This is a genomic window from Agrobacterium sp. CNPSo 3708 (assembly GCF_028674915.1).
Classification (GTDB): Bacteria; Pseudomonadota; Alphaproteobacteria; order Rhizobiales; family Rhizobiaceae; genus Agrobacterium; species Agrobacterium cavarae.
In genome coordinates this window covers 16,841-39,917 of the sequence record NZ_JAQZSF010000003.1, presented here as the reverse complement: position 1 = coordinate 39,917, position 23,077 = coordinate 16,841, and the positions used below count along the sequence as shown (strand labels likewise).

The 23,077-nt window shown below is 58.5% G+C and carries 22 protein-coding genes and 1 pseudogene; 11 read left to right on the top strand and 12 right to left on the bottom strand.

Annotated features, from left to right (window positions below):
• Positions 1-13: 13 nt before the first annotated feature.
• The 3 genes from PVA19_RS07675 to PVA19_RS07665 all read left to right on the top strand — a co-directional run bounded on the left by PVA19_RS07675 (position 14) and on the right by PVA19_RS07665 (position 5,103).
• Positions 14-3,409, top strand: a complete 3,396-nt coding sequence (locus PVA19_RS07675; protein WP_274101887.1) for a hybrid sensor histidine kinase/response regulator — start codon at positions 14-16, stop codon at positions 3,407-3,409.
• On the top strand, positions 3,406-4,317 hold the full coding sequence (locus PVA19_RS07670; protein WP_062426221.1) for a response regulator transcription factor: 912 nt from the start codon (positions 3,406-3,408) through the stop codon (positions 4,315-4,317). The genes PVA19_RS07675 and PVA19_RS07670 overlap by 4 nt, the downstream gene beginning before the upstream one ends.
• A gap of 252 nt (positions 4,318-4,569) precedes the next feature.
• Positions 4,570-5,103, top strand: a complete 534-nt coding sequence (locus tag PVA19_RS07665; protein ID WP_062426220.1) for an AAA family ATPase — start codon at positions 4,570-4,572, stop codon at positions 5,101-5,103.
• Positions 5,104-5,355: 252 nt separating this feature from the next.
• Here PVA19_RS07665 and PVA19_RS07660 read toward each other — a convergent pair whose 3' ends face one another.
• The 7 genes from PVA19_RS07660 to PVA19_RS07630 all read right to left on the bottom strand — a co-directional run bounded on the left by PVA19_RS07660 (position 5,356) and on the right by PVA19_RS07630 (position 11,586).
• Positions 5,356-5,592 (bottom strand): hypothetical protein, encoded by a 237-nt coding sequence (locus PVA19_RS07660; RefSeq protein ID WP_062426219.1) that lies wholly within the window; start codon positions 5,590-5,592, stop codon positions 5,356-5,358.
• A gap of 259 nt (positions 5,593-5,851) precedes the next feature.
• Positions 5,852-6,970 (bottom strand): branched-chain amino acid ABC transporter substrate-binding protein, encoded by a 1,119-nt coding sequence (locus PVA19_RS07655; protein ID WP_062426218.1) that lies wholly within the window; start codon positions 6,968-6,970, stop codon positions 5,852-5,854.
• A 116-nt stretch (positions 6,971-7,086) separates the two neighbouring features.
• Entirely contained in the window at positions 7,087-7,440 is a 354-nt protein-coding gene (locus tag PVA19_RS07650) for a DUF6867 family protein (RefSeq protein WP_062426612.1), read from the bottom strand.
• Positions 7,441-7,693: 253 nt separating this feature from the next.
• Complete coding sequence (locus PVA19_RS07645; protein ID WP_274101886.1) at positions 7,694-8,419, bottom strand: ABC transporter ATP-binding protein; 726 nt, start codon at positions 8,417-8,419, stop codon at positions 7,694-7,696.
• Positions 8,419-9,285 (bottom strand): ABC transporter ATP-binding protein, encoded by an 867-nt coding sequence (locus tag PVA19_RS07640; protein ID WP_062439932.1) that lies wholly within the window; start codon positions 9,283-9,285, stop codon positions 8,419-8,421. Before PVA19_RS07640 ends, PVA19_RS07645 begins: the two co-directional genes overlap by 1 nt.
• Positions 9,285-10,679, bottom strand: coding sequence for a high-affinity branched-chain amino acid ABC transporter permease LivM (gene livM, locus PVA19_RS07635; protein ID WP_062439931.1), 1,395 nt, complete (start codon positions 10,677-10,679; stop codon positions 9,285-9,287). The genes PVA19_RS07640 and livM overlap by 1 nt, the downstream gene beginning before the upstream one ends.
• Positions 10,680-10,683: 4 nt before the next feature.
• Positions 10,684-11,586, bottom strand: a complete 903-nt coding sequence (locus tag PVA19_RS07630; protein WP_062426214.1) for a branched-chain amino acid ABC transporter permease — start codon at positions 11,584-11,586, stop codon at positions 10,684-10,686.
• 375 nt (positions 11,587-11,961) lie between these two features.
• On the opposite strand from PVA19_RS07630, the gene cysQ reads away from it, so the two are divergent.
• Both cysQ and sciP read left to right on the top strand, forming a co-directional pair.
• A complete protein-coding gene (gene cysQ / locus PVA19_RS07625; protein ID WP_113225569.1) occupies positions 11,962-12,738 on the top strand; it encodes a 3'(2'),5'-bisphosphate nucleotidase CysQ in 777 nt (258 codons plus the stop codon).
• A gap of 355 nt (positions 12,739-13,093) precedes the next feature.
• A complete protein-coding gene (gene sciP, locus PVA19_RS07620; protein ID WP_062426213.1) occupies positions 13,094-13,369 on the top strand; it encodes a CtrA inhibitor SciP in 276 nt (91 codons plus the stop codon).
• A gap of 306 nt (positions 13,370-13,675) precedes the next feature.
• On the opposite strand, the gene PVA19_RS07615 is transcribed toward sciP, so the two are convergent.
• Positions 13,676-14,026 carry a flagellar export protein FliJ gene (locus PVA19_RS07615; protein ID WP_274101884.1) on the bottom strand — a complete coding sequence of 117 codons (351 nt, stop codon included), beginning with the start codon at positions 14,024-14,026 and terminating at the stop codon, positions 13,676-13,678.
• Between the two features lie 445 nt (positions 14,027-14,471).
• Here PVA19_RS07615 and ctrA point away from each other — a divergent pair, with 445 nt between their 5' ends.
• Entirely contained in the window at positions 14,472-15,176 is a 705-nt protein-coding gene (gene ctrA, locus PVA19_RS07610) for a response regulator transcription factor CtrA (protein ID WP_062425123.1), read from the top strand.
• A gap of 107 nt (positions 15,177-15,283) precedes the next feature.
• Positions 15,284-15,790, top strand: a complete 507-nt coding sequence (locus PVA19_RS07605) for a GNAT family N-acetyltransferase (protein ID WP_274101883.1) — start codon at positions 15,284-15,286, stop codon at positions 15,788-15,790.
• Positions 15,791-15,901: 111 nt separating this feature from the next.
• On the opposite strand, the gene chpT is transcribed toward PVA19_RS07605, so the two are convergent.
• On the bottom strand, positions 15,902-16,561 hold the full coding sequence (chpT, locus tag PVA19_RS07600; RefSeq protein WP_062599040.1) for a histidine phosphotransferase ChpT: 660 nt from the start codon (positions 16,559-16,561) through the stop codon (positions 15,902-15,904).
• Positions 16,562-16,896: 335 nt separating this feature from the next.
• Between chpT and PVA19_RS07595 the strand changes: the two genes are divergently transcribed.
• Both PVA19_RS07595 and PVA19_RS07590 read left to right on the top strand, forming a co-directional pair.
• Entirely contained in the window at positions 16,897-17,493 is a 597-nt protein-coding gene (locus tag PVA19_RS07595) for a DUF1134 domain-containing protein (protein ID WP_062425158.1), read from the top strand.
• Between the two features lie 266 nt (positions 17,494-17,759).
• A complete protein-coding gene (locus PVA19_RS07590; protein WP_274101881.1) occupies positions 17,760-18,869 on the top strand; it encodes a hypothetical protein in 1,110 nt (369 codons plus the stop codon).
• A 97-nt stretch (positions 18,870-18,966) separates the two neighbouring features.
• Here PVA19_RS07590 and PVA19_RS07585 read toward each other — a convergent pair.
• Together PVA19_RS07585 and PVA19_RS07580 are read right to left on the bottom strand one after the other, a co-directional pair.
• Positions 18,967-19,696 (bottom strand): annotated as a pseudogene (locus PVA19_RS07585) (3-keto-5-aminohexanoate cleavage protein).
• 154 nt (positions 19,697-19,850) lie between these two features.
• Positions 19,851-20,783, bottom strand: a complete 933-nt coding sequence (locus tag PVA19_RS07580; RefSeq protein ID WP_274101880.1) for a LysR family transcriptional regulator — start codon at positions 20,781-20,783, stop codon at positions 19,851-19,853.
• Between the two features lie 130 nt (positions 20,784-20,913).
• Between PVA19_RS07580 and PVA19_RS07575 the strand changes: the two genes are divergently transcribed.
• Positions 20,914-21,630, top strand: a complete 717-nt coding sequence (locus PVA19_RS07575; protein WP_274101879.1) for an SDR family oxidoreductase — start codon at positions 20,914-20,916, stop codon at positions 21,628-21,630.
• A 196-nt stretch (positions 21,631-21,826) separates the two neighbouring features.
• Positions 21,827-22,066 (top strand): hypothetical protein, encoded by a 240-nt coding sequence (locus PVA19_RS07570; protein ID WP_062439919.1) that lies wholly within the window; start codon positions 21,827-21,829, stop codon positions 22,064-22,066.
• A 56-nt stretch (positions 22,067-22,122) separates the two neighbouring features.
• On the opposite strand, the gene PVA19_RS07565 is transcribed toward PVA19_RS07570, so the two are convergent.
• Positions 22,123-23,010, bottom strand: coding sequence for a DMT family transporter (locus tag PVA19_RS07565; protein ID WP_274102261.1), 888 nt, complete (start codon positions 23,008-23,010; stop codon positions 22,123-22,125).
• Positions 23,011-23,077: the final 67 nt, after the last annotated feature.

Genomic DNA, 23,077 nt, shown 5'->3' with positions numbered 1-23,077 from the left:
GTGAAACACTGGCATGGCCGCACGGCAACGCATCATCCCCGTCAGACGCGAATATAACCGCTGGGTCGCGAACCAGACGCTGGAAGATTACGCGCTGCGATTTACCGCCAAGAGCGCCCGACAATTCTCCTCAAGCCGCATTTCTCACACCGCCATCGGCGCGATCTCCTTTCTGGCGCTGGAAGCCATCGGCGGCGCCATCACCCTCTCCTACGGCACGACCAACGCCTTTTTCGCCATCATTGCTGCCGCGATCGCCATGCTGCTCGTCGGCTTGCCGATCAGCCGCTACGCCATCCGCCACGGCGTCGATATCGACCTTCTGACGCGCGGTGCAAGCTTCGGCTATATCGGCTCCACCATCACATCGCTGATCTACGCCGCCTTCACCTTCATGCTCTTTGCCATCGAGGCGTCGATCATGTCCGGCGCGCTGGAACTGGCGCTCGGCATTCCGCTGTGGATCGGCTATATCATCTCGGCGGTCATGGTCATTCCGCTCGTCACCCATGGCGTGCGGCTCATCAGCAAGTTCCAGATCCTGACGCAGCCCTTCTGGATCGTTCTCAACGTCCTGCCCTTCATCTTCATCGCCCTGATGGATTGGCAGAAGTTCGATCTCTGGCTCGCCTTTTCTGGCATTCACCATGCCTCTGCCTCCCCCGGTGAAATCGCCTCCTTCAACCTCATCGAATTCGGTGCGGCCTCCGCCGTCATCCTGGCGCTGATGTCGCAGATCGGCGAACAGGTGGACTTTCTGCGCTTCCTGCCGGCCGAAGGTCAGAGCAAGTGGCGCCACAAGTTCGGCGTTTTCCTCGCCGGTGCCGGTTGGGTTCTGGTGGGCGTTCCCAAGCTTCTGGCGGGCTCCTTCCTGGTGGTGCTGACGCTATCCTCCGGCGTGCCGGTGGATCGTGCCGCCGACCCGTCGCAAATGTATCTGACCGCCTTCGGCTACATGATCCCGAACCACAATGCCGCGCTGATCCTGATGGTGGCCTTCGTCGTCGTGTCGCAGTTGAAGATCAACGTGATGAATGCCTATGCGGGCTCGCTCGCCTGGTCGAACTTCTTCTCGCGGCTCACCCACAGCCACCCGGGCCGCGTCGTCTGGCTGGTCTTCAACGTTGCGATTGCACTCCTTCTGATGGAGCTTGGTATCTATCGGCTGCTGGAAGAAACGCTGGGCATCTTCTCCATCGTCGCCATGGCGTGGCTTTGCACCATCTCCGCCGATCTCTTCATCAACAAGCCGCTCGGCCTTGCCCCACCCGGCATCGAGTTCAAGCGCGCCCATCTTTACGATATCAATCCCGTCGGCGTCGGTGCCATGGCGCTCTCCGCAACGATCGCACTCAGCGCCCATTTCGGTCTGTTCGGCACACTTGCCGCATCGCTGGCGCCCTATATCACCCTCATCGTCGCCTTCATCGCCTCACCGCTGATCGCCTGGGGCACGAAGGGAAAATTCTATCTAGCGCGCAAGCCGCGCCAGAAGTGGAAGGAGCTTTCCAGCATCACCTGCTCCATCTGCGAGCATCCTTTCGAGCCGGAAGACATGGCCTGGTGCCCCGCCTATGCCGGTCCGATCTGTTCGCTCTGCTGCTCGCTGGACAGCCGCTGCCACGATATGTGCAAGCCGAAGGCACGGTTGAATTATCAGACGGCCCAGGTGGCAAAGACCTTCCTGCCGGAACAGCTCGTTGCCAAGCTATCGACCCGGCTAGGCCGCTATGCCATCTTCTCGATACTCGCCGTTGCCGCCATTGGCGGCATTCTGGGGTTGATCGCTCATCAGGTCGGCACGGGCACGCCGGCGACGGCGGATGTCGTCAACCGCACCATCCTGATCGTCTTCTTCGTCTTTGCCGTCATTGCCGGCATCGTCTGCTGGTTCCTGGTGCTCGCCCATGACAGCCGCGTCGTGGCGGAGGAGGAATCTTCGCGTCAGAACACGCTGCTTTTGAAGGAAATCGCCGCCCACCAGAAGACCGACGCCGCCTTGCAAAACGCCAAGGAAACCGCCGAAGCCGCCAACCGCGCCAAGAGCCGCTATGTGGTGGGGCTCAGCCACGAATTGCGCACGCCGCTCAACGCCGTGCTTGGCTACGCCCAGATCCTTGAGCGCGACGAGACCATCCCCGCGCCTCGCCAGTCCGCCATCAAGGTCATCCGCCGCTCCGCCGATCACCTCTCCGGCCTGATCGACGGTCTCTTGGATATCTCCAAGATCGAGGCGGGACGCCTGCAGGTGCAATCCAACGAAATCAACATTCAGGATTTCCTCGACCAGATCATCGACATGTTCCGCCCGCAGGCGCAGGCCAAGGGGCTAACCTTCCGTCATGAACGGGCACGAGGTCTGCCGCAATATGTGCGCAGCGACGAGAAACGCCTGCGCCAGATCCTCGTCAACCTGCTCTCCAACGCCATCAAGTTCACCGACGAAGGCACTGTCAGCTTCGACGTCACCTATCGAAGCCAGGTCGCCACCTTCACCGTCACCGACACCGGGCGCGGTATTGCGCAAAAGGATCTTGCCCGTATCTACGAGCCTTTCCAGCGTGGCGAAGCCGAAATCATCAAGCCCATGCCGGGGCTCGGCCTCGGCCTCACCATCACTCAACTGCTGACCAATACGCTCGGCGGCGAGATTTCCGTCGAAAGCGAGAAGGATGTCGGCTCGACCTTCCGGGTACGGCTGATGCTCTCCTCCGTCGATCGGCCCAGCACCGCACTTGCACCGGAAAAGAAGATCGTTTCCTATGCCGGCCCACGCCGCACCATCGTCGTCGTCGATGACAATGAGGATCACCGCGACCTGATGATGGAGGTGCTGTCGCCGCTCGATTTCGTCGTGCTGACGGCGCAAAGCGGGCCAGACTGCCTGGCGCTGATCGAGGCGATGCAGCCGGACGCCTTCCTGATCGACATCTCCATGCCTGGCATGAGCGGCTGGCAATTGGTGGACAGGCTGCGCGACGCAGGCCAAACGGCGCCCATCCTCATGCTCTCGGCCAATATCGGCGATACGGCGATCATCGGCGCTGGTAAGGATGGCCATAATGACACGCTGGCAAAGCCCGTGGATATCCGCAAGCTCTGCGACCGGCTGGCCGTTCATCTCGGCCTGCAATGGGTTTATGATACCGACCTGCCCCCGGTCTCATTAGCCCAAAGTCAAGCAAAGCCCGGCGCAATACAGGCACCGGCACCGGCTCATTTACAGGATCTGATTGCACTTGGCGAAATAGGCTATATTCGTGGCATCGAAGCAAAGCTTGATAGCCTTGCGGCTGAACCTGAGAACCTCGCCTTTACCGAAGAAGCCCGCCGCTTCGTGCGCGCTTTTGACCTCGCCGGCTATGCCGATTATCTCCAGGCTTTCGACAGAAAGGACGGACACGGATGAACCGATCGTTGCAGCCCCGCGATATCGTTCTTCTGGTCGATGACAGCCCGGAAGCGCTCGGCTTTTTGACCGAGGCGCTGGAACAGTCCGGCTTCTCTGTGCTGATCGCAACCTCGGGACAGGCAGCCCTCAACATCGTCGAGCGCGTGACGCCCGATCTCGTGCTGCTTGATGCCGTCATGCCGGGCCTGGATGGCTTCGAAACCTGCCTGCGGCTGAAGGCAAACGCCGCCGTGGCGCAGGTGCCAGTGATCTTCATGACCGGGCTGACCGAAACCGAACATGTGGTGCGCGCGCTGGAATGCGGCGGCGTGGATTATCTGAGCAAGCCGATCAATATCGACGAGCTGCGCGCCAGGCTTCGGGTTCACCTCTCCAATGCGCGCTCCGCCCAAAGCGCGCGCGTCGCGCTGGATGCCGCTGGCCGTCACCTTCTGGCGGTGCGCGCCGATGGCACGATCCTCTGGTCCACGCCACAGGCAACGCGCCTCATCAACGCCGCAACCGGCAGCAATGATGGCCTCGATATCGTGTCGCGCACCATTGGCGAATGGATGGAGAAGCAGGCCTCCCGTGACACGCCGCTGGTGATCACACAGTCGGACCGGCCTTCGCTGCAATTTACGTTTCTGGGTGCCGTCGGCGCCGACGAATATCTCTTCCGCCTTACCACCACCAACGACAAATCCGGCGACGCTTTACTGCGTGACCGCTTCTCGCTGACGACGCGGGAATCGGAAGTGCTGGTCTGGATCGCCAAGGGCAAATCCAACCGCGACATCGGCGAGATTCTCGGCCTCTCGGCCCGCACGGTGAACAAGCATCTGGAACAGATCTACGTCAAACTCGGCGTCGAAAACCGCGCCTCTGCCGCAGTGAAAGCGGCAAATGTGCTGCACGATAGCTGAGATCCCAGGAGCCGTCTGTCTCCGCCGCCTGCCCGATAAGTAACACCCGATCTGCGAGCCCTCGCGCGCTCCACAGTGTCACGCTCCATTGCGCCATTGTCGCTTGATCACGACGGGGCTGCACCATCTCATCCATTAAGGCGCCGTGCGTCCTATAGGGCGCGCAAAGTACGCTCTACTTTTTTGAATTGATGCATCCTGATTTCCGAAAATCGAGGTCGATTTTCGGGCTGATGCTGTAAGGATAAACCCATGGCCAAACTCGTCATCCTCTCCGGCTGCTCCGGCGGCGGCAAATCCACGCTCCTCTCAAACCTTTCAAAACACGGGTTCGCCACGGTCGAAGAACCGGGCCGACGCGTCGTCGCACAACAGCTGAAAACGGGAGGCACGGCCCTCCCCTGGCTCGATCTCAAAGCCTTCCTTGAGCAAGCACTTGCGATGGCGGAACAGGACTACGCAGCCGCCCGCAACGCATCAGGCATCTCGATCTTTGACCGCAGCCTGATCGACGCCGCCTCCGCGCTTCGCCATCTGGGACACGACCGCTGGTATGAAGGGCTGCGTAGAGAATTTCGTTATGACAATCGGGTCTTCCTCACGCCCCCGTGGCCCGAAATCTACGCAACGGACAACGAGCGCCGCCACGGCTTCGAGGACGCCGTAGATGAGTATCAGCGGCTCTGCCGCGATTACGATGATCTGGGATATGACGTCGTCATCCTGCCGAGGATAGGCGTTGATGACCGCGTGGAATTTGTGCTGAACCTGCTTCAAGACAAATGAAAAAGACAGGCCCGCTTAAACCGATACGAAGCAAAAATCGCAAACGTCGAGGCTAAACCGCGTCGGCGCCCCTTACCGATCCCCCCCTTGAGGGGGAGATGTGCTGCAGGACACGGGGGGTAGCCACCACTCAGATCCCCCACAATGCAAAAAAGGCGGAACTCCGTCCGCCACATACAGCCACCCAACAAAGAACAGCATCGCACCTGTCCTCCCCTCCGACACCATCGGAAGGGAGACCAAGCGCTGAGATTAGCGGCAAACGCGCGTCTTGCGGACGATGATCTCACCGTGGCGGCGGATGCGTTCCTTCTTGACGAAGCAATCGCGCGGGGCATGGCGGTAGTGGCGCGGGCGGTATTCTTCACGGACCGGCTCCCGCATGACGCGCTGCGACGTCGTTACGGTGACGGTTTCAGCGAAGGATGGTGCGGTGACCGAGAAGAACGACGCGGCGGCGAGCACTGCGGAAACAACAAGCTTTTTCATTCATGAACTCCTGAATTGAGGCTGCGGGAAACGTGGCGCGTCGCAGCCGGTTCCGCCCGTCATCACATTTATCTAATTTATTGTGATCGAACATGCTCGAAGGGGAGTCTCACTCAGTCCTCTCTTCGCCGGGAACGACAGCAGGATGCTTGATAGAAGACTGAGCTTGCCGCCGGATGCCGATACTACCGGGAGCCAAAGAACGGAAAAAGCCCGGCATCGCTGCCGGGCTCCATCAATCTCAAATCCAGAAAGCAGATTACATGCCCTGCTGGAAGTAGCTGTACTTGCCGTCCGGGCCCTTCTTCCACTCGTACATGACGTAGCCAGGAAGCTTCGGGTCGCCCTTTTCGTCGAAGGAGATATCGCCGAGAACGGTCTTGAAGGTGCCCTTTTTCAGCGCTGCAGCAACGGCTTCAGCGTCGAGAGAACCGGCAGCCTTTGCACCTTCGGCAATCACCTGAACGGCGGCGTAGGAGTAGAGCGTGTAAGCTTCAGGATTGAAGCCTGCAGCCTTGAACTTCGCAACCAGGTCCTTGTTGTCCGGACGCAGGGTCGGATCAGGACCGAAGGTGTTCAGCGTGCCTTCAACGGCGTCGCCAGCAATCGAAGCCAGTTCGTTCGAAACGATACCGTCACCGGAAACGAGCGTGGCCTTGAGGCCCTGGTCCTTTGCCTGACGGATGATCAGGCCGGCTTCGGTGTGGAGGCCGCCCCAGTAAACAACGGAAACGCCAGCTTCCTTCATCTTGGCGATGAGGGCGGAGAAGTCCTTGTCGCCGACATTGACGCCTTCATAGATGACTTCCTTCACGCCAGCGGCGTTGGCAGCCTTCTTGGTCTCATCGGCAAGGCCCTGACCATAAGGGGTCTTGTCATGAATGATGGCGACCTTGGCATCCTTGAAGTGGTCCGCGAGGTACTTGCCCGCGATGCCGCCCTGCTGGTCGTCACGGCCGCAGGTACGGAAGGTGTTCCACAGGCCGCGCTCGGTGAAGACCGGGTTGGTCGCAGCAGGCGTGACCTCGAGAATGCCGTTTTCAGCATAAACCTCAGATGCCGGAATGGAAACGCCGGAGTTGAAGTGGCCGACGACGAACTTCACGCCATCGGCTGCGAACTTGTTGGCAACCGAGATGCCCTGTTTGGGGTCGGACACGTCGTCGCCGAGAACGATCTTGATCTTCTCGCCGTTGATACCGCCAGCAGCATTGATGTCCGCTGCGGCCTGCTCTGCACCCTTCTGGAGCTGAGCGCCGAAAGCAGCGTTAGGGCCAGTCAACGGACCACCGACGCCGATCAGGACATCGGCCCATGCCGAACCGCTGAACGCGACCATTGCGGTCAGCGCAACTGCGGAAAGAAGAGACTTCTTCATTATATTACTCCCAGTTCCTTTGATTGGGTTGGTTTTCTCGACCTGTCCAGCACCCAAATTAACTGTCCAGGCTGTTCCTCTCAGGAGGGAATTCTGATTTCAGAAAAACCCGTCTGTCAATGTTTCTTCTTATAGGAAAATGCCGATGTCCGGTCGTAGAGCCAGTAGTAGTTATCGACCATCTGGCTGGTCCGACGGATGCGGAAGCCGGCCGTTGCGAAGGCCAGGAGAACCGCGACATCGATCAGGTAGTAGAAGCCGTTCAACAACGGACCGGCAAAGAGCGCGTAATGCAAAAAGCGCATGACGCAGCCCAGAAGCAGAGCGTAAATCACCACCTGCGGATATTGACCCCAGCCATCGGCAACGGACTTGCCTGTACGCCAGGCAGTCCAGAAGCCGAGAAGAACGACGAGGCCACGCAAGATATAGCGAACGCCACTATCGGTTTCGAAAAAAAGGCCCTGCATCTTTTCCCCAATCAGCACCGCCGCCACGAGAAGCAAACGATCCTGTTTTCTGTTTCGCTTGACCGTTTTCCGGCAAGCTTTATTGTTTGTTTTTGATCCGCCAAACCGGCTATGCAGTCTGACAGGCTCTCAGCAGATTTGCGCCCAACGCCTTCGAAAGCAAGCATTTTTTCATGGGCAGCGGCACAAAATCATAAAAACTTTTGCGCCTTGTCAAAGGACGGGGATCGACGACCCCCGCACCCTCTCATCGTCAGTGGCGTCCGCCTTCGAGATAGGCTGCACGCACTTCCGGATTGGCGAGAAGCTCCTTGCCAGAACCGCTCATCGTCACCTTGCCATTGACCATCACATAGGCGCGGTCGGAAAGCTTCAGGGCCGCGAAAGCGTTCTGCTCCACGAGGAAGACAGTCAGCCCCTCTTCCTGGTTGAGCTTCTTGATCGCCTCGAAAATGCCTTTGACGATCAAAGGAGCCAGGCCGAGAGACGGCTCGTCGAGGAGCAGAAGCTTCGGACGCGACATCAGCGCGCGACCGATGGAGAGCATCTGCTGCTCGCCGCCCGAAAGCGTGCCGCCACGCTGGCTCTGGCGCTCCTTCAAGCGCGGGAACATGGTGAAGACCTTCTCGACATCTTCCTTGAAGTATTTGAGGTTGTCGAGATTGGCGCCCATCTGCAGATTTTCCAGCACCGACATGCGCGGGAAAATTCGGCGGCCTTCAGGCGACTGGGCGATGCGCTTGCGGGCAATCATATGCGTCGGCAGGCGGGTGATATCCTCGCCGTCGAAAATGACTTCGCCACTGCGTGCCTGCGGCGCGCCGCAGATCGTCATCATCAGGGTCGACTTGCCGGCACCGTTGGCGCCGATCAAGGAGACGATCTCACCCTTTTTCACTTCCACATCCACGCCAGCAAGAGCGCGAATATTGCCGTAATAGGTTTCAACGCCTTGAATTTTCAGGAGAGTGTCAGACATCAGACTGCTCTCCCGTCAAGTTCTTCTGCAATCACTTCTTCCACTTCATCGTCCTCGACACCAAGATAGGCGGCAATGACCTTGGGATCGTTCTTCACATGATCGGGCGTACCGTCAGAAATCTTCTGCCCATATTCGAGGACCACGACGTGGTCGGAGATTTCCATGACGACCGACATGTCATGTTCGATCAGAAGCAGCGAGGTTCCCTCGTCGCGAATGCCGCGCAGGAGGGCGTTGAGCGCAAGCGACTCCTTCGGGTTGAGACCGGCGGCCGGTTCGTCTAGGCACAGAAGCTCAGGCTCGGTGCACATGGCGCGCGCAATTTCCAGACGGCGCTGCGCGCCGTAGGACAGATCGCCCGCCGGATCGTCGGCACGATCAATGAGATCGGCCTTCTCCAGCCAGTATTTGGCCTTTTCGACCGATGCTTCGGCCGCATGCGTATAGGCCGGAAGCCCGAGCAGGCCGAGGATGGTGTAGCCGGAGGCCTTCATCAGCCTGTTGTGTTGCGCAACCAGCAGGTTTTCCAGAACCGTGAGGCCTGAAAACAGGCGGATATTCTGGAAGGTACGGGCAACCTTGGCCTTCTTGGTCACTTCGAAGTCCGGCAGACGCTCGAGCAGATGCTCCTCGCCATTGCTACGCACCATGGTGATCATGCCCATCGTCGGCTTGTAGAAGCCGGTGATGCAGTTGAACACGGTGGTCTTGCCGGCCCCGTTCGGACCGATCAGCGCGGTGATATCGCCGCGCTTCACATCGAAGGAAAGGTCGTTGATCGCCATCAACCCGCCAAAGCGCATCGACAGATGTTCGACCTTCAGGATGGTATTCTTGTTCATCGCAGTGTTTCCGGAAGCCATCAGCCGTGACCTTCCTTGGTGAAGCTGCCGGAGACAGACTTGCGTTTCTTCAGGAAGGCCGTGGGTTCACGCGAGCCGACGAAGCCGCGGGGCTTGAACAGCATGACGATAACCATGGCAAGGCCGAAGAGCAGCATGCGGTAAAGCTCTGGCGTGAAGTCCGGACCGAAGACGTGCTTGAGGAATTCCATCTCACGCAGCAGTTCCGTACCGCCAACCATGACGACGGCAGCAATCGCAATACCGGTCAGCGAGCCCATGCCACCGAGAACGACGATGGCGAGGATGACGGCCGATTCAAGGAAGACAAAGCTTTCCGGAGAGACGAAGCCCTGACGTGCGGCAAAGAAGGACCCCGCAAAGCCACCAAACATCGCACCTGTTGCAAAGGCGGTGAGCTTGGTCTTGACCGTATCGATGCCGAGCGAACGGCAGGCGATCTCATCTTCACGCAGCGCTTCCCAGGCACGACCGATCGGCATGCGGCGCAGCTTGATGGTGACATAGGCCGTCAGCATGCACAGAAGCAGGATCACGTAGAAGAGGAAGATCTTGTAGTAACCCGACGACATCGGCAGGCCGAAAGCCTTGGCGAAGTTGTTCGGCGCACCAACATCGAAAGACCAGATACCAAAGACCGAAGCCTTGGCAATTCCGGAAATACCGAATGTGCCTCGGGTCACATCCGTCCAGTTCAACAGCACAAGCCGGATGATCTCACCAAAGGCAAGTGTCACGATGGCGAGATAGTCGCCGCGCAGACGCAGCACCGGGAAGCCGAGAATGATTCCCCAGAAGGCGGCTAGAATCCCGGCAAGCGGCAGAAGCACCCAGAAGGACAGGCCGAAATAGCTGGACAACAGCGCGTAGGAATAGGCGCCGACGGCATAGAAGGCGACATAACCGAGATCGAGCAGACCCGCCAGACCGACGACGATGTTCAGACCCCAGGCGAGCATCACATAGATGAGGATCTGGATACCAAAATTGTCGACGAAGATCAGCGAGCCCTGAGCGCCTCGGAAATAGACGGCAACCATCGGATAGAGCAGCAGGAACACCAGCGCGATTTTCAGGAAATGCTTGTGGAAAAAGTTCTTTTCCTCAGAAATTTCCAGAATGCCAGCCTTGGATTTGGCAAGCTTGCGGCGGTCGAGATGCGGCTCGATGACACCGACCACGACGAAGCGACCGATGGCGGCAATGGCGACAAAGATCGCCAGGAGACCCCAGCGCGTGCCCCAGACCAGCTGGTTGTTGATATCCTGATAGGTGACGATGCCCACATAAAGCAGGAACATGCCGAGCGAAACGAAGCCAGCAATAATGGCTTCCTTCACCGCTCTTGCCATGACGTCCTGCTCGGCGGTGTTGTCAGAAGGAATGTTTGCCATGTGCTTAAACCTTCTCGACTTCCGGACGGCCCAGAATGCCAGTCGGTTTGAATATCAGCACGAAAGCCAGGATACCGAAGGCGGCCACGTCCTTGTAGGCGATGGAGAAATAGGCCGACCAGAGCGACTCGATAAGCCCGATCAGAAGACCGCCGAGAACAGCACCCGGAAGCGAGCCGATACCGCCCAGAACCGCAGCCGTGAAAGCCTTGACGCCTGGGATGAAGCCGTCATTGAACGAGGCCACGCCGTAATACATCAGATACATCGTACCGGCGACGGCGGCGAGCGCTGCACCCATGACGAAGGTCACCGAAATCGTCCGGTCGACATCGACGCCAAGCAGCGCCGCCATCTTGCGATCCTGCTCGGTGGCGCGCTGCGCACGGCCAAGCGGCGTCTTGTTGACGATGTACCAGAAGGCAAACAGCAGCACCGAGGTGATGGCCACGATGAGAAGCTGCTTCAGCGAAATGGTGATTGCGCCGAAATGATACGTCTCGGTGACCATGGGCGGGATCGGCTTGTTGCGCGGACCCTGCGTCACCTGAATGAAGTTCGACAGCACGATCGACATGCCGATTGCCGTGATCAGCGGCGCAAGGCGGAACGAGCCGCGCAGCGGACGATAGGCGACGCGCTCGATTGCCCAGTTCCACAGGCCCGTCACCAGCATGGCAACGACCATCATCACCAACAGAAGAATGGCGACCGGAATGCCTGCGATGAAGGATGTGAGAATGAGAAAGACGATCAGCGCGGCAAAGCCGCCAAGCATGAAAATATCGCCGTGCGCGAAGTTGATCATGCCGATGATACCGTAGACCATCGTGTAGCCAATAGCGATGAGGCCGTAGATCGATCCAAGAGTCAGCCCGTTGATGAGCTGCTGGATAAAATACTCCATATTTTTCCCCCGGGCACGTCCTCAAGTTGGAACGCACCTCGTTTATGTTGCTTCCTGAGGGCTCTCATTGCTGTTTTGGTCCCTCTTGACCCAAACCCATATCGCGTTCGTTAAAAATGTGAAGCTAAAAAGGTGGAAATATGCACAAAATTTAATGTTGACCCACCGATTGCTGCAATCGGCATCAAAAAGATGATGAAAGCGGCAACAATGCCCGAAATTTTAAGCGCCGAAGACAACCACTTTGTTCATAAATAGATATATTTGACCATCGCTCTCTTCAGGCGTAACCAACCTTCACCGGATCGCTTCTCGTGATGACAGAAAGCCTTGCAGCAGAAGGGCTGTGGGCTTGCGGGTTCTGAAGGAATGGAAATGCTGGAAAGTCTGATCGCCGCGGCTTTGAGCGCTGGTAGGGAAATCATGGCGGTTCATGCCGCAGGTCCGCAGGTCACCTACAAGAATGACTGTTCTCCCGTGACAGAGGCAGATCAACGCGCCGAAGACATCATCCTCTCCTCTCTTGCGCGCCACTATCCCGACATCCCCGTCGTCGCCGAAGAAGCCGCCGCCAGCGGCCATATACCAGAGATCAAAAGCGACTTTTTCCTCGTCGATCCCCTGGACGGAACCAAGGAATTCATTTCCGACAAGCAGGATTTTACCGTCAACATTGCGCTGATCCGCGACGGCACGCCTGTGCTCGGCGTCGTCTATGCGCCAGCCCTTGGCGTGGCATGGACCGGCGAAAAGGAAACGGCGCGCAAGCTCTTCATCTCAGGTGAATTCGAGCGGGTGTCGAACCACTCCATTCGCTGCCGTGCCAAACCGCCCATGCCGGTTGCCGTGATCAGTCGCTCCCATTGCACGCCCAAGACCGAAGCCTTCGTTGCCGAAAACGGCCTGATCGACAGTATCTCTATTGGCTCGTCGCTGAAATTCTGCATGCTGGCGGAAGGAGCGGCCGACGTCTACCCGCGCTTCAGCCGCACCATGATGTGGGACACCGCCGCAGGCGACGCGGTTCTCAGGGCTGCCGGTGGCATCACGCTCGATATGGCGGGCCTGCCGCTGCGCTACGAAATCGACCAGAGCAATGACGACATGCTGGCCAACCCCGACTTCATCGCCTGGGGCGCTCCCCCGCGATAACGGCTTCCCTATTGCCGCAGGAATCTCTCCTGACCGAGCGACCCGGCGCTCCAAAGATGCAATCCAATGCCATGCGAAGAGCTGGGTGCTGGCCTGCAACGTAACCCGTAGAAGCCGCAGCCGCCCATCCGCGCGACCCTTGCAACCTCTCCCAGATTCCGTTTCTGACGAAAAAATTTTTGACAATTCCGTGAGCGGTAAAGCGCTCATTTTGCGCTTATGTGCCGCGAAGCACGAACAAACGCAGCGAAATCATTCAAATTGTTAATAAATTATCTCTGCACGCTTAGGTATTTTTTAAAGGTACGCCCCTAAAGTGCCCAGCATATGGTCTTGAGTTTGTGTAGAGTGTCCAATGACCGAAATGATACGCCCGCGAGTTAAATATGTCATCGGTCCCGATGGCAGCCCCTTGACGATTGCCGATCTGCCACCAGCCGACACCCGTCGCTGGGTTATCCGCCGAAAGGCCGAAGTCGTCGCCGCCGTGCGCGGGGGTCTTCTCAGCCTGGAGGAAGCCTGTGAGCGCTATACGCTGACAGTGGAAGAATTCCTGTCCTGGCAGTCGTCGATTGCAGATCATGGCCTCGCCGGCCTGCGCACCACGCGCATTCAGCAATACCGCCACTAAGAGTTTAGGCTTGGGCGCATGGGTTGCGTCCAGCCTTGCCAGATACGGCGTCACCCCATCCCGCTCATCCGGGACGGCGTGGCGCTTTTTTGTTTTCGGACTTCACACTGTCTTAATGGCAAGTGGTTGGGATTTCTCCCCTGCCCCTCGATCTGATCGGTCAGTAACCCATAAAAAATCCGCCCGGCTTTCGCCAGGCGGACTGTCATCTACAAAAATGACACAGCGTCATTGAAAGCAGCCTCCTGATCAGCTGGCCGCCGTCAATGACGTCAGGATCAAAGCACCTGCGTTAACGCAAAAGCGTCAAGCGCGGGCGCGCACCGCCGTATCGCGGTTTTCCAGTGCTGCGGCCTTGTCATACTCGGCCTGCACTTCTTCCAGAGAGGCTTCCGCGGCTTCCTGCTGCATCTTCAACTCGCGAATGGAGACCTGAAGGTTGTCGGCACGTTGGCGCGCAGCTTTGGCAAACGTCGGATAGGCGAAGTGGCTGGGATCGGTGATCCCGGACTTTCTTTCTTCCAGCGAGATCTGATGGACCAACTCCTTGGCCATCCGTTCGAATTCGGACATCATCGACTGCAGCTGCTGCAACTGACGACGTTTTTCGTTGACCTGAAATTCCTTCAGGCGAACTAGGCTGTCACGCGACTTCATACTCAATACTCCGTGGATAGCGAGACCCCGGTTCAAACAGGAACCAACCCGCCACTCCGGCTGTGCCGGAATGATTCTCAAAAGTTACCCGCCATTAATAAAAAAACTGCGCTGTTAACTTTTCATTTACGGGCATCGTTAATGATAAGGGAGATCATTTAAAGGTCGGTAAATGCCAAGCCCAAAAAACCACTGGGCACGACAATGCAAGAGTCGATTGAATCACTTAGGGGGTTTTCCTCATCTATTGGTTCATGTTTGGCGATGAGGGATTCACGTTGAAAAACAGCAGAGTGCCCGAATTATTTAATAAATTCTGCATACCTTGCCAAAGGAGAGAAGAATTTGTTAACCATTTGGTGGCAGCCTGCAAATCAGGCAACGTCTGGATCCGCATCGCGCAAAGGCATTGATTTACCAACCGCGGGCGGCAAAGGGGATAATTATGCGGGTTCTACTTATTGAAGACGACAGCGCAACGGCTCAGAGCATTGAGCTGATGTTGAAGTCAGAAAGTTTCAACGTCTATACGACCGACCTCGGTGAGGAAGGCGTGGACCTTGGAAAGCTCTACGATTACGATATTATCCTTCTCGATCTCAACCTCCCGGATATGTCCGGTTACGAGGTCTTGAGAACGCTCCGTCTCTCGAAGGTCAAGACCCCGATTCTCATTCTGTCGGGCATGGCTGGTATCGAAGACAAGGTGCGCGGTCTCGGCTTCGGCGCCGACGATTACATGACCAAGCCATTCCACAAGGACGAGCTGGTTGCCCGCATTCACGCCATCGTGCGCCGCTCCAAGGGTCACGCCCAGTCGGTCATCGCCACCGGCGAACTGATCGTTAACCTGGATGCCAAGACTGTTGAAGTCGGCGGCCAGCGCGTTCACCTGACGGGCAAGGAATACCAGATGCTGGAGCTTCTGTCGCTCCGCAAGGGTACCACGCTCACCAAGGAAATGTTCCTCAACCACCTTTACGGCGGCATGGACGAGCCTGAACTGAAGATCATCGACGTGTTCATCTGCAAGCTGCGCAAGAAGCTCGCAAACGCAGCAGGCGGCGCGAACTACATCGAAACCGTCTGGGGCCGCGGCTACGTGCTACGCGAGCCGGACAGCAACACCGAATATCTCGAGACCGCCTGATTATCTCCTGAACATGCCTCCCAAGCATGATTGTCATGACAAACCCGCCGCGCAAACGGCGGGTTTTGTTTTTTGCGACACCGCGAGACAATGGGAAAGAGCGTACCATGGCGATTCGCAAAGCCTCAATAGACGACGCTTCCAGCCTTGCGGCACTCTCCATCGAAGTCTGGATCGGCACCTATCTCAGGAACGGCGTGTCGAAATTCTTTGCCGATTACGCCCTTTCGACCTTCACCACGCAGATATTCGAAGCCTTCATCGATGATGAAAACGAGATCGTTCTCGTCTCCGACAATAGCGACGGCATAGACGGCTTCGTGCGCGTCACGCTCGAAAGCCCCGCCCCTATCGAGAACGGCCCAGAAACAGAAGTCGCAACGCTCTATGTTCAGCCGCGACACAAGGGAAAAGGCATCGGCAGACGGCTTCTCGATGAAGTTTTCAGGCTCTGCGTCGAACGGAAATGTGACGGCGTGTGGCTCGCGGTCAACAGCGAGAATCAAGACGCCATCGCCTTCTATGAACGTCTCGGTTTTACGCGCGACGGCCAGACTACGTTCCGGATCGGCGAGCAATTTTATGCCAACGAGGTGATGGTGAAGCGTCTTTAACGACCCGAAAAAGCGGCTCGCAATGTCAGTGATGGGGGCAACAGCTTTGAAGCTACCCCCACATTTCACTCGGCACAAAAACGGGCCACCTCACGGCAGCCCACATCTGAATCAGGCCGCTTCGGCAGCCTCGGCCATGGAGGCTGTGAAGACCACACGGTCCTCATGAATCTTGTACTCGATCTTCATGCCGGCTTCTTCCGCCAGCAGCAGCGTGTAGTAAGGCTGAACGGAATGGGCGTCGATCGCCTCTTCTTCCGTGCCTTCGGCAAGCGCTGCAAACTTGGCGGGCACGCGCATCATGCGGCCCTTGACGGTGATTTCGAAGCGGGCATCGCCTTCGGGGTTTTCCAGGACGATATCCGCATTGCCGCCGCGCGGGATCGCGCCATAGGCAACGAGGAAGAGGTTCAGCAGCAGCTTGACGCGGTTCTTGGCGACGATGGCGCGCGGACCGGACCAGGTGACTTCCACCTTCTTTTCCGCAGCGGCAAAATCCTTGGCGGCCTTTTCCGCTTCGCCCGTGTCGATCGACGCGCCGGCCGAGCCGGAAGCACCGAAGGCAAGACGTGCAAACTTCAGCCTTACGGAGGCATTCAGCGCCGAGGTGCGGATCAGGTCCAGCGCATCGGCATCGGTGCCGCCTTCGTCGAGGAGTTCAAGACCATTATTGATGGCTCCGACCGGCGAAATGACGTCGTGGCAGACGCGGCTGCACAGAAGTGCCGCCAGATCCGGGCCGGAGAGCGAGATATTGAATTTTGATGTCATAGATTTTCTCCTGCGCGGATGGAGCGCGGACCCTATAAAAATTGCTTCAGCATTGGCCCGGAAATCGGAACCGATTTTCGCAAAAGCACGACGCGTCACTTCAAACTGTTGGAGCGCCCCACGGGCGTCCGAAAGGACGCGAGGCGCTCTCATGAGCTTTTCCTTGTTAAATACAATATGTCCTGTCGAAAACGTGCTTCGCCGGACCGATTCCATTTAGCAAGGAAACGCTCTAAGCCATAATGACACCATATTTGGTAAACCGATTGTTAATATCATGGTCTCAAAATGCCAAATGTCTTAACACGGCAATGGTAACAAACAGACGGACGGAACTGACGATGCGACTTAACCAACTCCGCACCATCGCACGCCTCGGACTGGTAAAGATTTTCGTGATGCTCGCGAGCCTGTCTTTGTCGGCTGCGCAGGCATCGGCACAAAGCAGCGATCAATACACAATCCAGGAAATTGTCGATGCCGGTCACGGCTTCTTCGGCGAGACGACGGGCGGCCTTGCGAAGGTCGTGGAACGCGCATTCCAGCAATATGGTCTGCCGAATGGCTACATTCTGGGCCAGGAAGGCTCCGGCGCCTTTGTTGCAGGCCTCACCTATGGCGAAGGTACGCTCTATACGAAGAATGCCGGTCAGCATCCTGTCTTCTGGCAGGGCCCATCGCTCGGTCTCGATTACGGCGGCCAGGGCACACGCGCCATGATGCTCGTCTACAACCTTCCTTCCGTCAACGCGCTCTATCGTCGTTATGGCGGCGTCAGCGGCTCGGCCTTCATCGTCGCCGGCGTTGGCATGACGGTTTTGAAGAACAGCGACGTCACCATCGCCCCGATCCGTACCGGCATCGGCGCGCGTCTTGGCATCAATGTCGGCTATCTGAAGCTCACCCCGCAGCCGACCTGGAATCCTTTCTGATTCGTCAGCCGCTCACTTTTGCAGTAAAGTCCTCTAACGCGACTACAGCATCGGCCCGAAAATCGGAATCGATTTTCGGAAAGCACGATGCGTAGCTTCAAAAAGGTAGAGCGTCCTTTGTGCGTCCAATAGGACACACGGCGCTTTAGCGTGTAAGGCGATGACCGCCTGGCGCAAGATTGCCATGACAGTCTTCGCCGCGACGATGAAATGAGCTGCCATTCTGGGTCATCGACCCATGGCGCTTCCTGTGGAGACGACCACGCGTGATTGAGTACGCCCTTATTTTCGGCCTTGGTTTCCTCTGCGCAATTTTGCTGGTTTCATTGATTGCCCCTGCGATCCACCGGCGCATCGTTTCCTATACCGAAAAGCGACTGCGTGCGACGATGCCGATGAGCCCGCAGGAGGTGCGTGCGCAAAAGGACATGGCGCGTGCGCTGTATGCCGCGGAAAATGCCCGTACCCGTCAGGAACTGGATTCCGAGCGGGAAAAGGCTCTGGCATTGAAGTTCAAAAATGAAGCGGCCCAGGGCGATGCCGGACGGCTTCTCGCCGAAACCCGCGAGCTGAAACTGCAGCTCGAGCAGATGACGCTGGAGGCGGGCGACCTGCGCGCCAAGGCCCGCCGTCACGAGGACGCCGTCGCTCGGCTCACGACCAAGCTCAACGACGCCGAAGAAACGGCGATCGCCCGCACCCAGGAAATCTCCAATCTCACCAAGCGCGTCAGCGCCATTTCCCGTGAGCTGGACGATCTCAAGATCGCGCTGTCGGCCCGCGATCTGGAAGTTGAGCAGGGCAAGAGCAAGGCAACCTCCTGGCGCAAGGAGCGTGAGGACATCACCCGCCAGCTGGAAGACGCTGCCGCAAAAGCGCGCGAGACCGCCCAGCATATGAACCGCGAAAGTCGCAAGATTGCGCGGCTTGAAGATCAGCTTGCCAAGGAAATGGCACGCAATGCCGATAGCGAAATGCTGCTGGAGCGTCGCGCCCAGGAAATCGCCCGCCTGAAAGAGCGCATGAGCGGCAACGAGGGCAGCAAGGATGCGCTGAGCACCGCCCCTCGTCCGCTCATCCAGTCTGAAACCTCTGTGGAAACGCCAGAACGACTTTCGCGTGAAATCGAGGATATCCGCAATCAGGGCACGGCGCTGACGGAGCGGCTGTTGAACATCAAGGGCGACACCCATGATGACGCGATCCGCAACGAGATCAGCCAGATTGCTGCACGCATGATCGCGCTCACTGCCGCGCAAGAAGGTGAGACTTCTCCCATCCCCGCTCTCATCGCCAATGCCGAAAGCGCAGGTAACCGCCAAAGCCTGGCAAACCGCGCCCGCGAGCTGATGGCGCGCCGCGCCGGGTCATCCTAAGAAGGATGCTCACGCCGTAGCAAGGGTGAGCGCCATCATCGGCGCTCTCGGAAGTGATGTAGCCTCGGCCACGCGCAACGATACACGTGGCGAAGGATCAGCGGACGCATCCGTTCGGCGCGAATATTGCCACAGCCGCGGCGACCAGCTCGGCATTCCCGCTGGCCAGAGTCCCATCTGGCTTTGACAGGCCGTCTTCCAATCCGACCCGGGTCGACCAGCGCCGCTCTCGCGCGCGTCGCACGAAATGCCAGACGGTCGCATCGAAGCCGTGCAGCAGGATCGGCCTGGACAGCCCGGCCTCGGCCAGCACCTGCGCGATGCCATCGGCGATCTCGTCGGCTTTGTTGACATCCTGTTCTTCAATTTCGATCAGCACCCGGAACAGGGGCGGACAATCCGGCAATGCGATGAGCCGCTTCGCGTCGGCGATCGTCGCCAGACCCGCTTCGATGCCGACCCCGATCCTGTCGAGAAGCGCCATCACCGCGGGAGCATCCGGTTCGGAGAGATTGACCGACGCATAATCGGGCCGCTCACGCCAGGCCGCGATGCGCGCCCGCATGGTTGCTGCATCTGCTTCGATCCATGCGCCCGTGGAAACGCCGATCAGCGTGCCTGGGCAGGCGCGGCGCATGGCGCAGATCGTGTCATCGACGGCCGCAAGGCTTTCCCGGCCTGCATCATCGCGAGGGTGGATGTGCAGTTCGGCCGCACCCGCCTCGATCGAGGCAACACCATCGCGGACCATGCCATCGATCGTCAGGGGGCAAATTCGGATGATAACCGGCGGGACGGGCTCCGTTGATGCAGGCTTGGACAATCATGTGAGCTTCCTGTCGCTTTTGTTGTGGCGGACGTGGCTTCCCAGATTTTGCCGACAGCATCGGCCCAAAAATCGGAATCGATTTTCGGAATGCGCGATGCCTGGATTAAAGACGATAGAGCATCCCTTATGCGTCCAATAGGAGGCACGGCACTCTAGCCGCCATTGTCCTCCGGTTTCGACGACGGCGCGGAGGACCGGCATACGGCAATGACCGTCTCGCGCAGCCAGCGATGCGCAGGATCGGCTTCCATGCGGGGATGCCAAAGCGCCACGACGGCGATCTCAGGCGTTTCCACCGGTAGCGGAAAGCTCACCAACTGATCTTCGAACCGTGCGTCGGACAGGCAGGATTGCGTGACCAGCGCGACGAGATCGGACTGGCGCGCAATCCGCAAGGCATCGGGGAAGCCCGGCACCACGGCCACGATCTCGCGGCTAAGGCCGAGCGTCTCAAGAGCGTCATCGACCGGCCCGGTGAATTGCCCGCGCCGGGACACGACGACATGCCGGGCGGCGGCATACCGCTCAGGCGTCACCGGTGCTGAGAGCAGCGGATGCCCCTGTCGGACAACGCCGACAAAGCGGTCGCGAAAGAGAAGATGCGTTCGAACCTCGGGCGCAAAGTCACCCAGCACTCCGATTTCCAGGTCGATCGTTCCGTCCCGGAGCGGTCCCGCCTCTTTAACCGGCTTCGGCGCAAAGCGCAGGCGCGCATGGGGAGCGGTCGCAACCACCGCGGCGACCAGGGGAGCGGAAAACAGGGCGATGAAACCTTCATTGGCCCGGATCGTGAAGGTCCGCTCCAGAGCGGCCAGATCGAGGGTACCGTCCTGCGGGCTGAGAACGGCGCGCACATCGCGCGCCAGCACATGAACGCGCTCACGCAGCGCGATGGCGCGTGGCGTTGGCACCAGCCCACGACCTGCCCTCACGAGCAGAGGATCGCCGGTCGCGGCACGCAATCGGGCAAGCGTCCGGCTCATGGCGGATGAACTGAGGCCCAGCCGCCGCGCGGCCGCCGTTACACCGCCTTCAGTCAGAAGCGCATCCAGTGCCGTCAAAAGATTGAGGTCGATGGTGTCCATCGAAACACTCTATCCGATACCCGACAGATGCATAGCGTCTCATGCAATAATAGTTTGCATCCTGTGCGTCTGGCGCACTTCACCTGCGAGGAGGATGATGGCGTCCGACATCAAAAGGAAAGGCGAGATCTTGACCTCGAACCATGCAAACAAAACCAACAGAACCAGTCTCATCGTCGGCGCATCGCGCGGACTTGGCCATGCCATGGCGGCAGAATTTTTGGGACGCGGCTGGAATGTGATCGGAACGGTGCGCGGACTTGATCGAAGCCAGCTGCACGACCTTGCCGACGCACATCGAGGCCGTGTCAAAATCGAACAGCTCGACGTCACAGAGCCGGAGCAGATCGCCGCGTTGCGTGATCGGCTGGCGGAGAAACAGATCGACATCCTGTTCGTGAACGCTGGTACGGCGAACACCAATCAGGATGAGACGATTGCGGAGGTATCCACCGATGAGTTCATCCGCGTGATGGTCACGAATGCGCTTAGCCCCATGCGGGTGGTTGAAGGCTTGCAGGATTGCGTGACGCCGGCTGGTCTGATCGGCGTCATGTCGTCCGGGCAAGGCAGCATTTCCAACAACACGAATGGCGGTCATGAGGTCTATCGCGGCTCCAAGGCTGCGCTGAACCAATATATGCGCAGCTATGCGGCTCGCCATGCCCACGATTCTCGCGCCCTGGCGCTGATGGCGCCAGGCTGGATCCGCACCGGACTTGGCGGCCCCAACGCGCCCTTCGGCATGGAAGAAACCATACCGCAGATCGTTACCACGCTTCTCGCGCAGCAGGGAAAGCCAGGTCTTCGCTATCTTGACCGGGAAGGACGTGAGGTTCCCTGGTGAGGATCGCCGAAAAAAATGCGATGAGCGGCATTAAAAATAAAGACCGATAAAATTGTACCGATCGATTTAAACGCCCCGAAAATTTTGCCTCGTAATGTCGTCTTCAACAGAGGCCGGACAACAAAAGAAAAACCGGCCCGGTAACCGAAGCGCAAAAGAAACCGGCGGGCAAGCCGGCCACGAAACGGGGTTAGACATGTTGAAGAAGCTTTTCGCAGCCGCACTGTGCGGCATCGTTATCGCATCCATCGCAAGCCACGCAGACGCGGCAGGCCCCGGCGGTCTCGCCAGAAGCTTTGCCAAGATCGAGCGCAACCTCATTGCATCCGCCCCATCGATCACACAGGGCGAGCAAGTGGACATCGAGCGCAAGGCCGCGATCGCCTCGCTCGACTTCTACTTCCAGCGCTTCGACCAGTTCGAAAAGCTGCGCTGAACCGAATATCAAAGAGATTCATGACCGACTGCCGCCCGTCGTTGCGCCCTTGTGGCCTACACGACAGGCGGCTTTTTTCGTTCCGCCACCGCAATGCCGCCAAGTGCGAGCAGAAGGGCGATGATCTGATAGAGATGCAGCGTCTCGCCGATGATCATCACCGATAGAAAGGTGCCGAAAACCGGAATGAGGTTGATGAAGAGCCCGGCGCGGTTCGGACCGATCTCTTCCACGCCCTTGATGAAAGAGATTTGCGCGACGAGCGACGGGAAGAGTGCGGTATAAAGAACGATCGCCCAACCCTTCGCTTCGGGCCAGATCGCCTGATCGCTCAAGACTTCCCATCCCATGAGCGGTATCGAGGTCAGAAGAGCGGCCGTCGCTGGAATGGCCATCAGCGTGCGCCAGTCCACCGCCGGCTTCCAGCGCAGGATCACGGTGTAGATCGCATAGGCGAGCACGGCGAGCAGCATGATCGCATCGCCCGGATTGAACTCAAGCCGCACGAGCGACATCAGATCGCCGCGGGAGGCGAGAAGCGCAACCCCAAAGATGGTCAGCATGAAGCCAATGATCTGGACGGCCAGCACCTTGGTGCGGAAGAGCGCGAAATTGAAGATGAAGATCACCGCCGGAATGACAGCCTGGATGACCGCGGCATTGATCGCGGTTGTGTATTTCAGCGCCGAGTAGAGAGCCGCGTTGAAACAGGTGTATCCCACCGTACCGAGGATGAAGAAATAGGGCAGCCGCTTTTTGACCACCGGCCAGTCGCGGGCCAGTTGCGGCAAGGAGATCGCGACAATGATCACCACCGCAACCACCCAGCGCAGAAAGGTCAGCACCATCGGGCTGATATGGCCCACCGCAAGTTTGCCCGCGACGGCATTGCCGCCCCAGCACAATGCGGCAATGGTGAGGACGAGATAGGCTCTGGAGGGCACGGGCACAGAACTTTCATTCAAAGACGTGCCCGATTTCTGCACTCGCCCTCACGGCTTCGCAAGAGCA

Bases quoted from the DNA above. Each gene is read 5' to 3' on its own strand.
- cysQ (WP_113225569.1), top strand. From the start codon at position 11,962: ATGCTGGAAAGTCTGATCGCCGCGGCTTTGAGCGCTGGTAGGGAAATC.
- PVA19_RS07605 (WP_274101883.1), top strand. From the start codon at position 15,284: ATGGCGATTCGCAAAGCCTCAATAGACGACGCTTCCAGCCTTGCGGCA.
- chpT (WP_062599040.1), bottom strand. From the start codon at position 16,561: ATGACATCAAAATTCAATATCTCGCTCTCCGGCCCGGATCTGGCGGCA.
- PVA19_RS07645 (WP_274101886.1), bottom strand. From the start codon at position 8,419: ATGTCTGACACTCTCCTGAAAATTCAAGGCGTTGAAACCTATTACGGC.
- PVA19_RS07655 (WP_062426218.1), bottom strand. From the start codon at position 6,970: ATGAAGAAGTCTCTTCTTTCCGCAGTTGCGCTGACCGCAATGGTCGCG.
- PVA19_RS07660 (WP_062426219.1), bottom strand. From the start codon at position 5,592: ATGAAAAAGCTTGTTGTTTCCGCAGTGCTCGCCGCCGCGTCGTTCTTC.
- livM (WP_062439931.1), bottom strand. From the start codon at position 10,679: ATGGCAAACATTCCTTCTGACAACACCGCCGAGCAGGACGTCATGGCA.
- PVA19_RS07580 (WP_274101880.1), bottom strand. From the start codon at position 20,783: ATGGACACCATCGACCTCAATCTTTTGACGGCACTGGATGCGCTTCTG.
- ctrA (WP_062425123.1), top strand. From the start codon at position 14,472: ATGCGGGTTCTACTTATTGAAGACGACAGCGCAACGGCTCAGAGCATT.
- PVA19_RS07675 (WP_274101887.1), top strand. From the start codon at position 14: ATGGCCGCACGGCAACGCATCATCCCCGTCAGACGCGAATATAACCGC.
- PVA19_RS07570 (WP_062439919.1), top strand. From the start codon at position 21,827: ATGTTGAAGAAGCTTTTCGCAGCCGCACTGTGCGGCATCGTTATCGCA.
- sciP (WP_062426213.1), top strand. From the start codon at position 13,094: ATGACCGAAATGATACGCCCGCGAGTTAAATATGTCATCGGTCCCGAT.
- PVA19_RS07670 (WP_062426221.1), top strand. From the start codon at position 3,406: ATGAACCGATCGTTGCAGCCCCGCGATATCGTTCTTCTGGTCGATGAC.
- PVA19_RS07640 (WP_062439932.1), bottom strand. From the start codon at position 9,285: ATGGCTTCCGGAAACACTGCGATGAACAAGAATACCATCCTGAAGGTC.
- PVA19_RS07630 (WP_062426214.1), bottom strand. From the start codon at position 11,586: ATGGAGTATTTTATCCAGCAGCTCATCAACGGGCTGACTCTTGGATCG.
- PVA19_RS07650 (WP_062426612.1), bottom strand. From the start codon at position 7,440: ATGCAGGGCCTTTTTTTCGAAACCGATAGTGGCGTTCGCTATATCTTG.
- PVA19_RS07615 (WP_274101884.1), bottom strand. From the start codon at position 14,026: ATGAAGTCGCGTGACAGCCTAGTTCGCCTGAAGGAATTTCAGGTCAAC.
- PVA19_RS07665 (WP_062426220.1), top strand. From the start codon at position 4,570: ATGGCCAAACTCGTCATCCTCTCCGGCTGCTCCGGCGGCGGCAAATCC.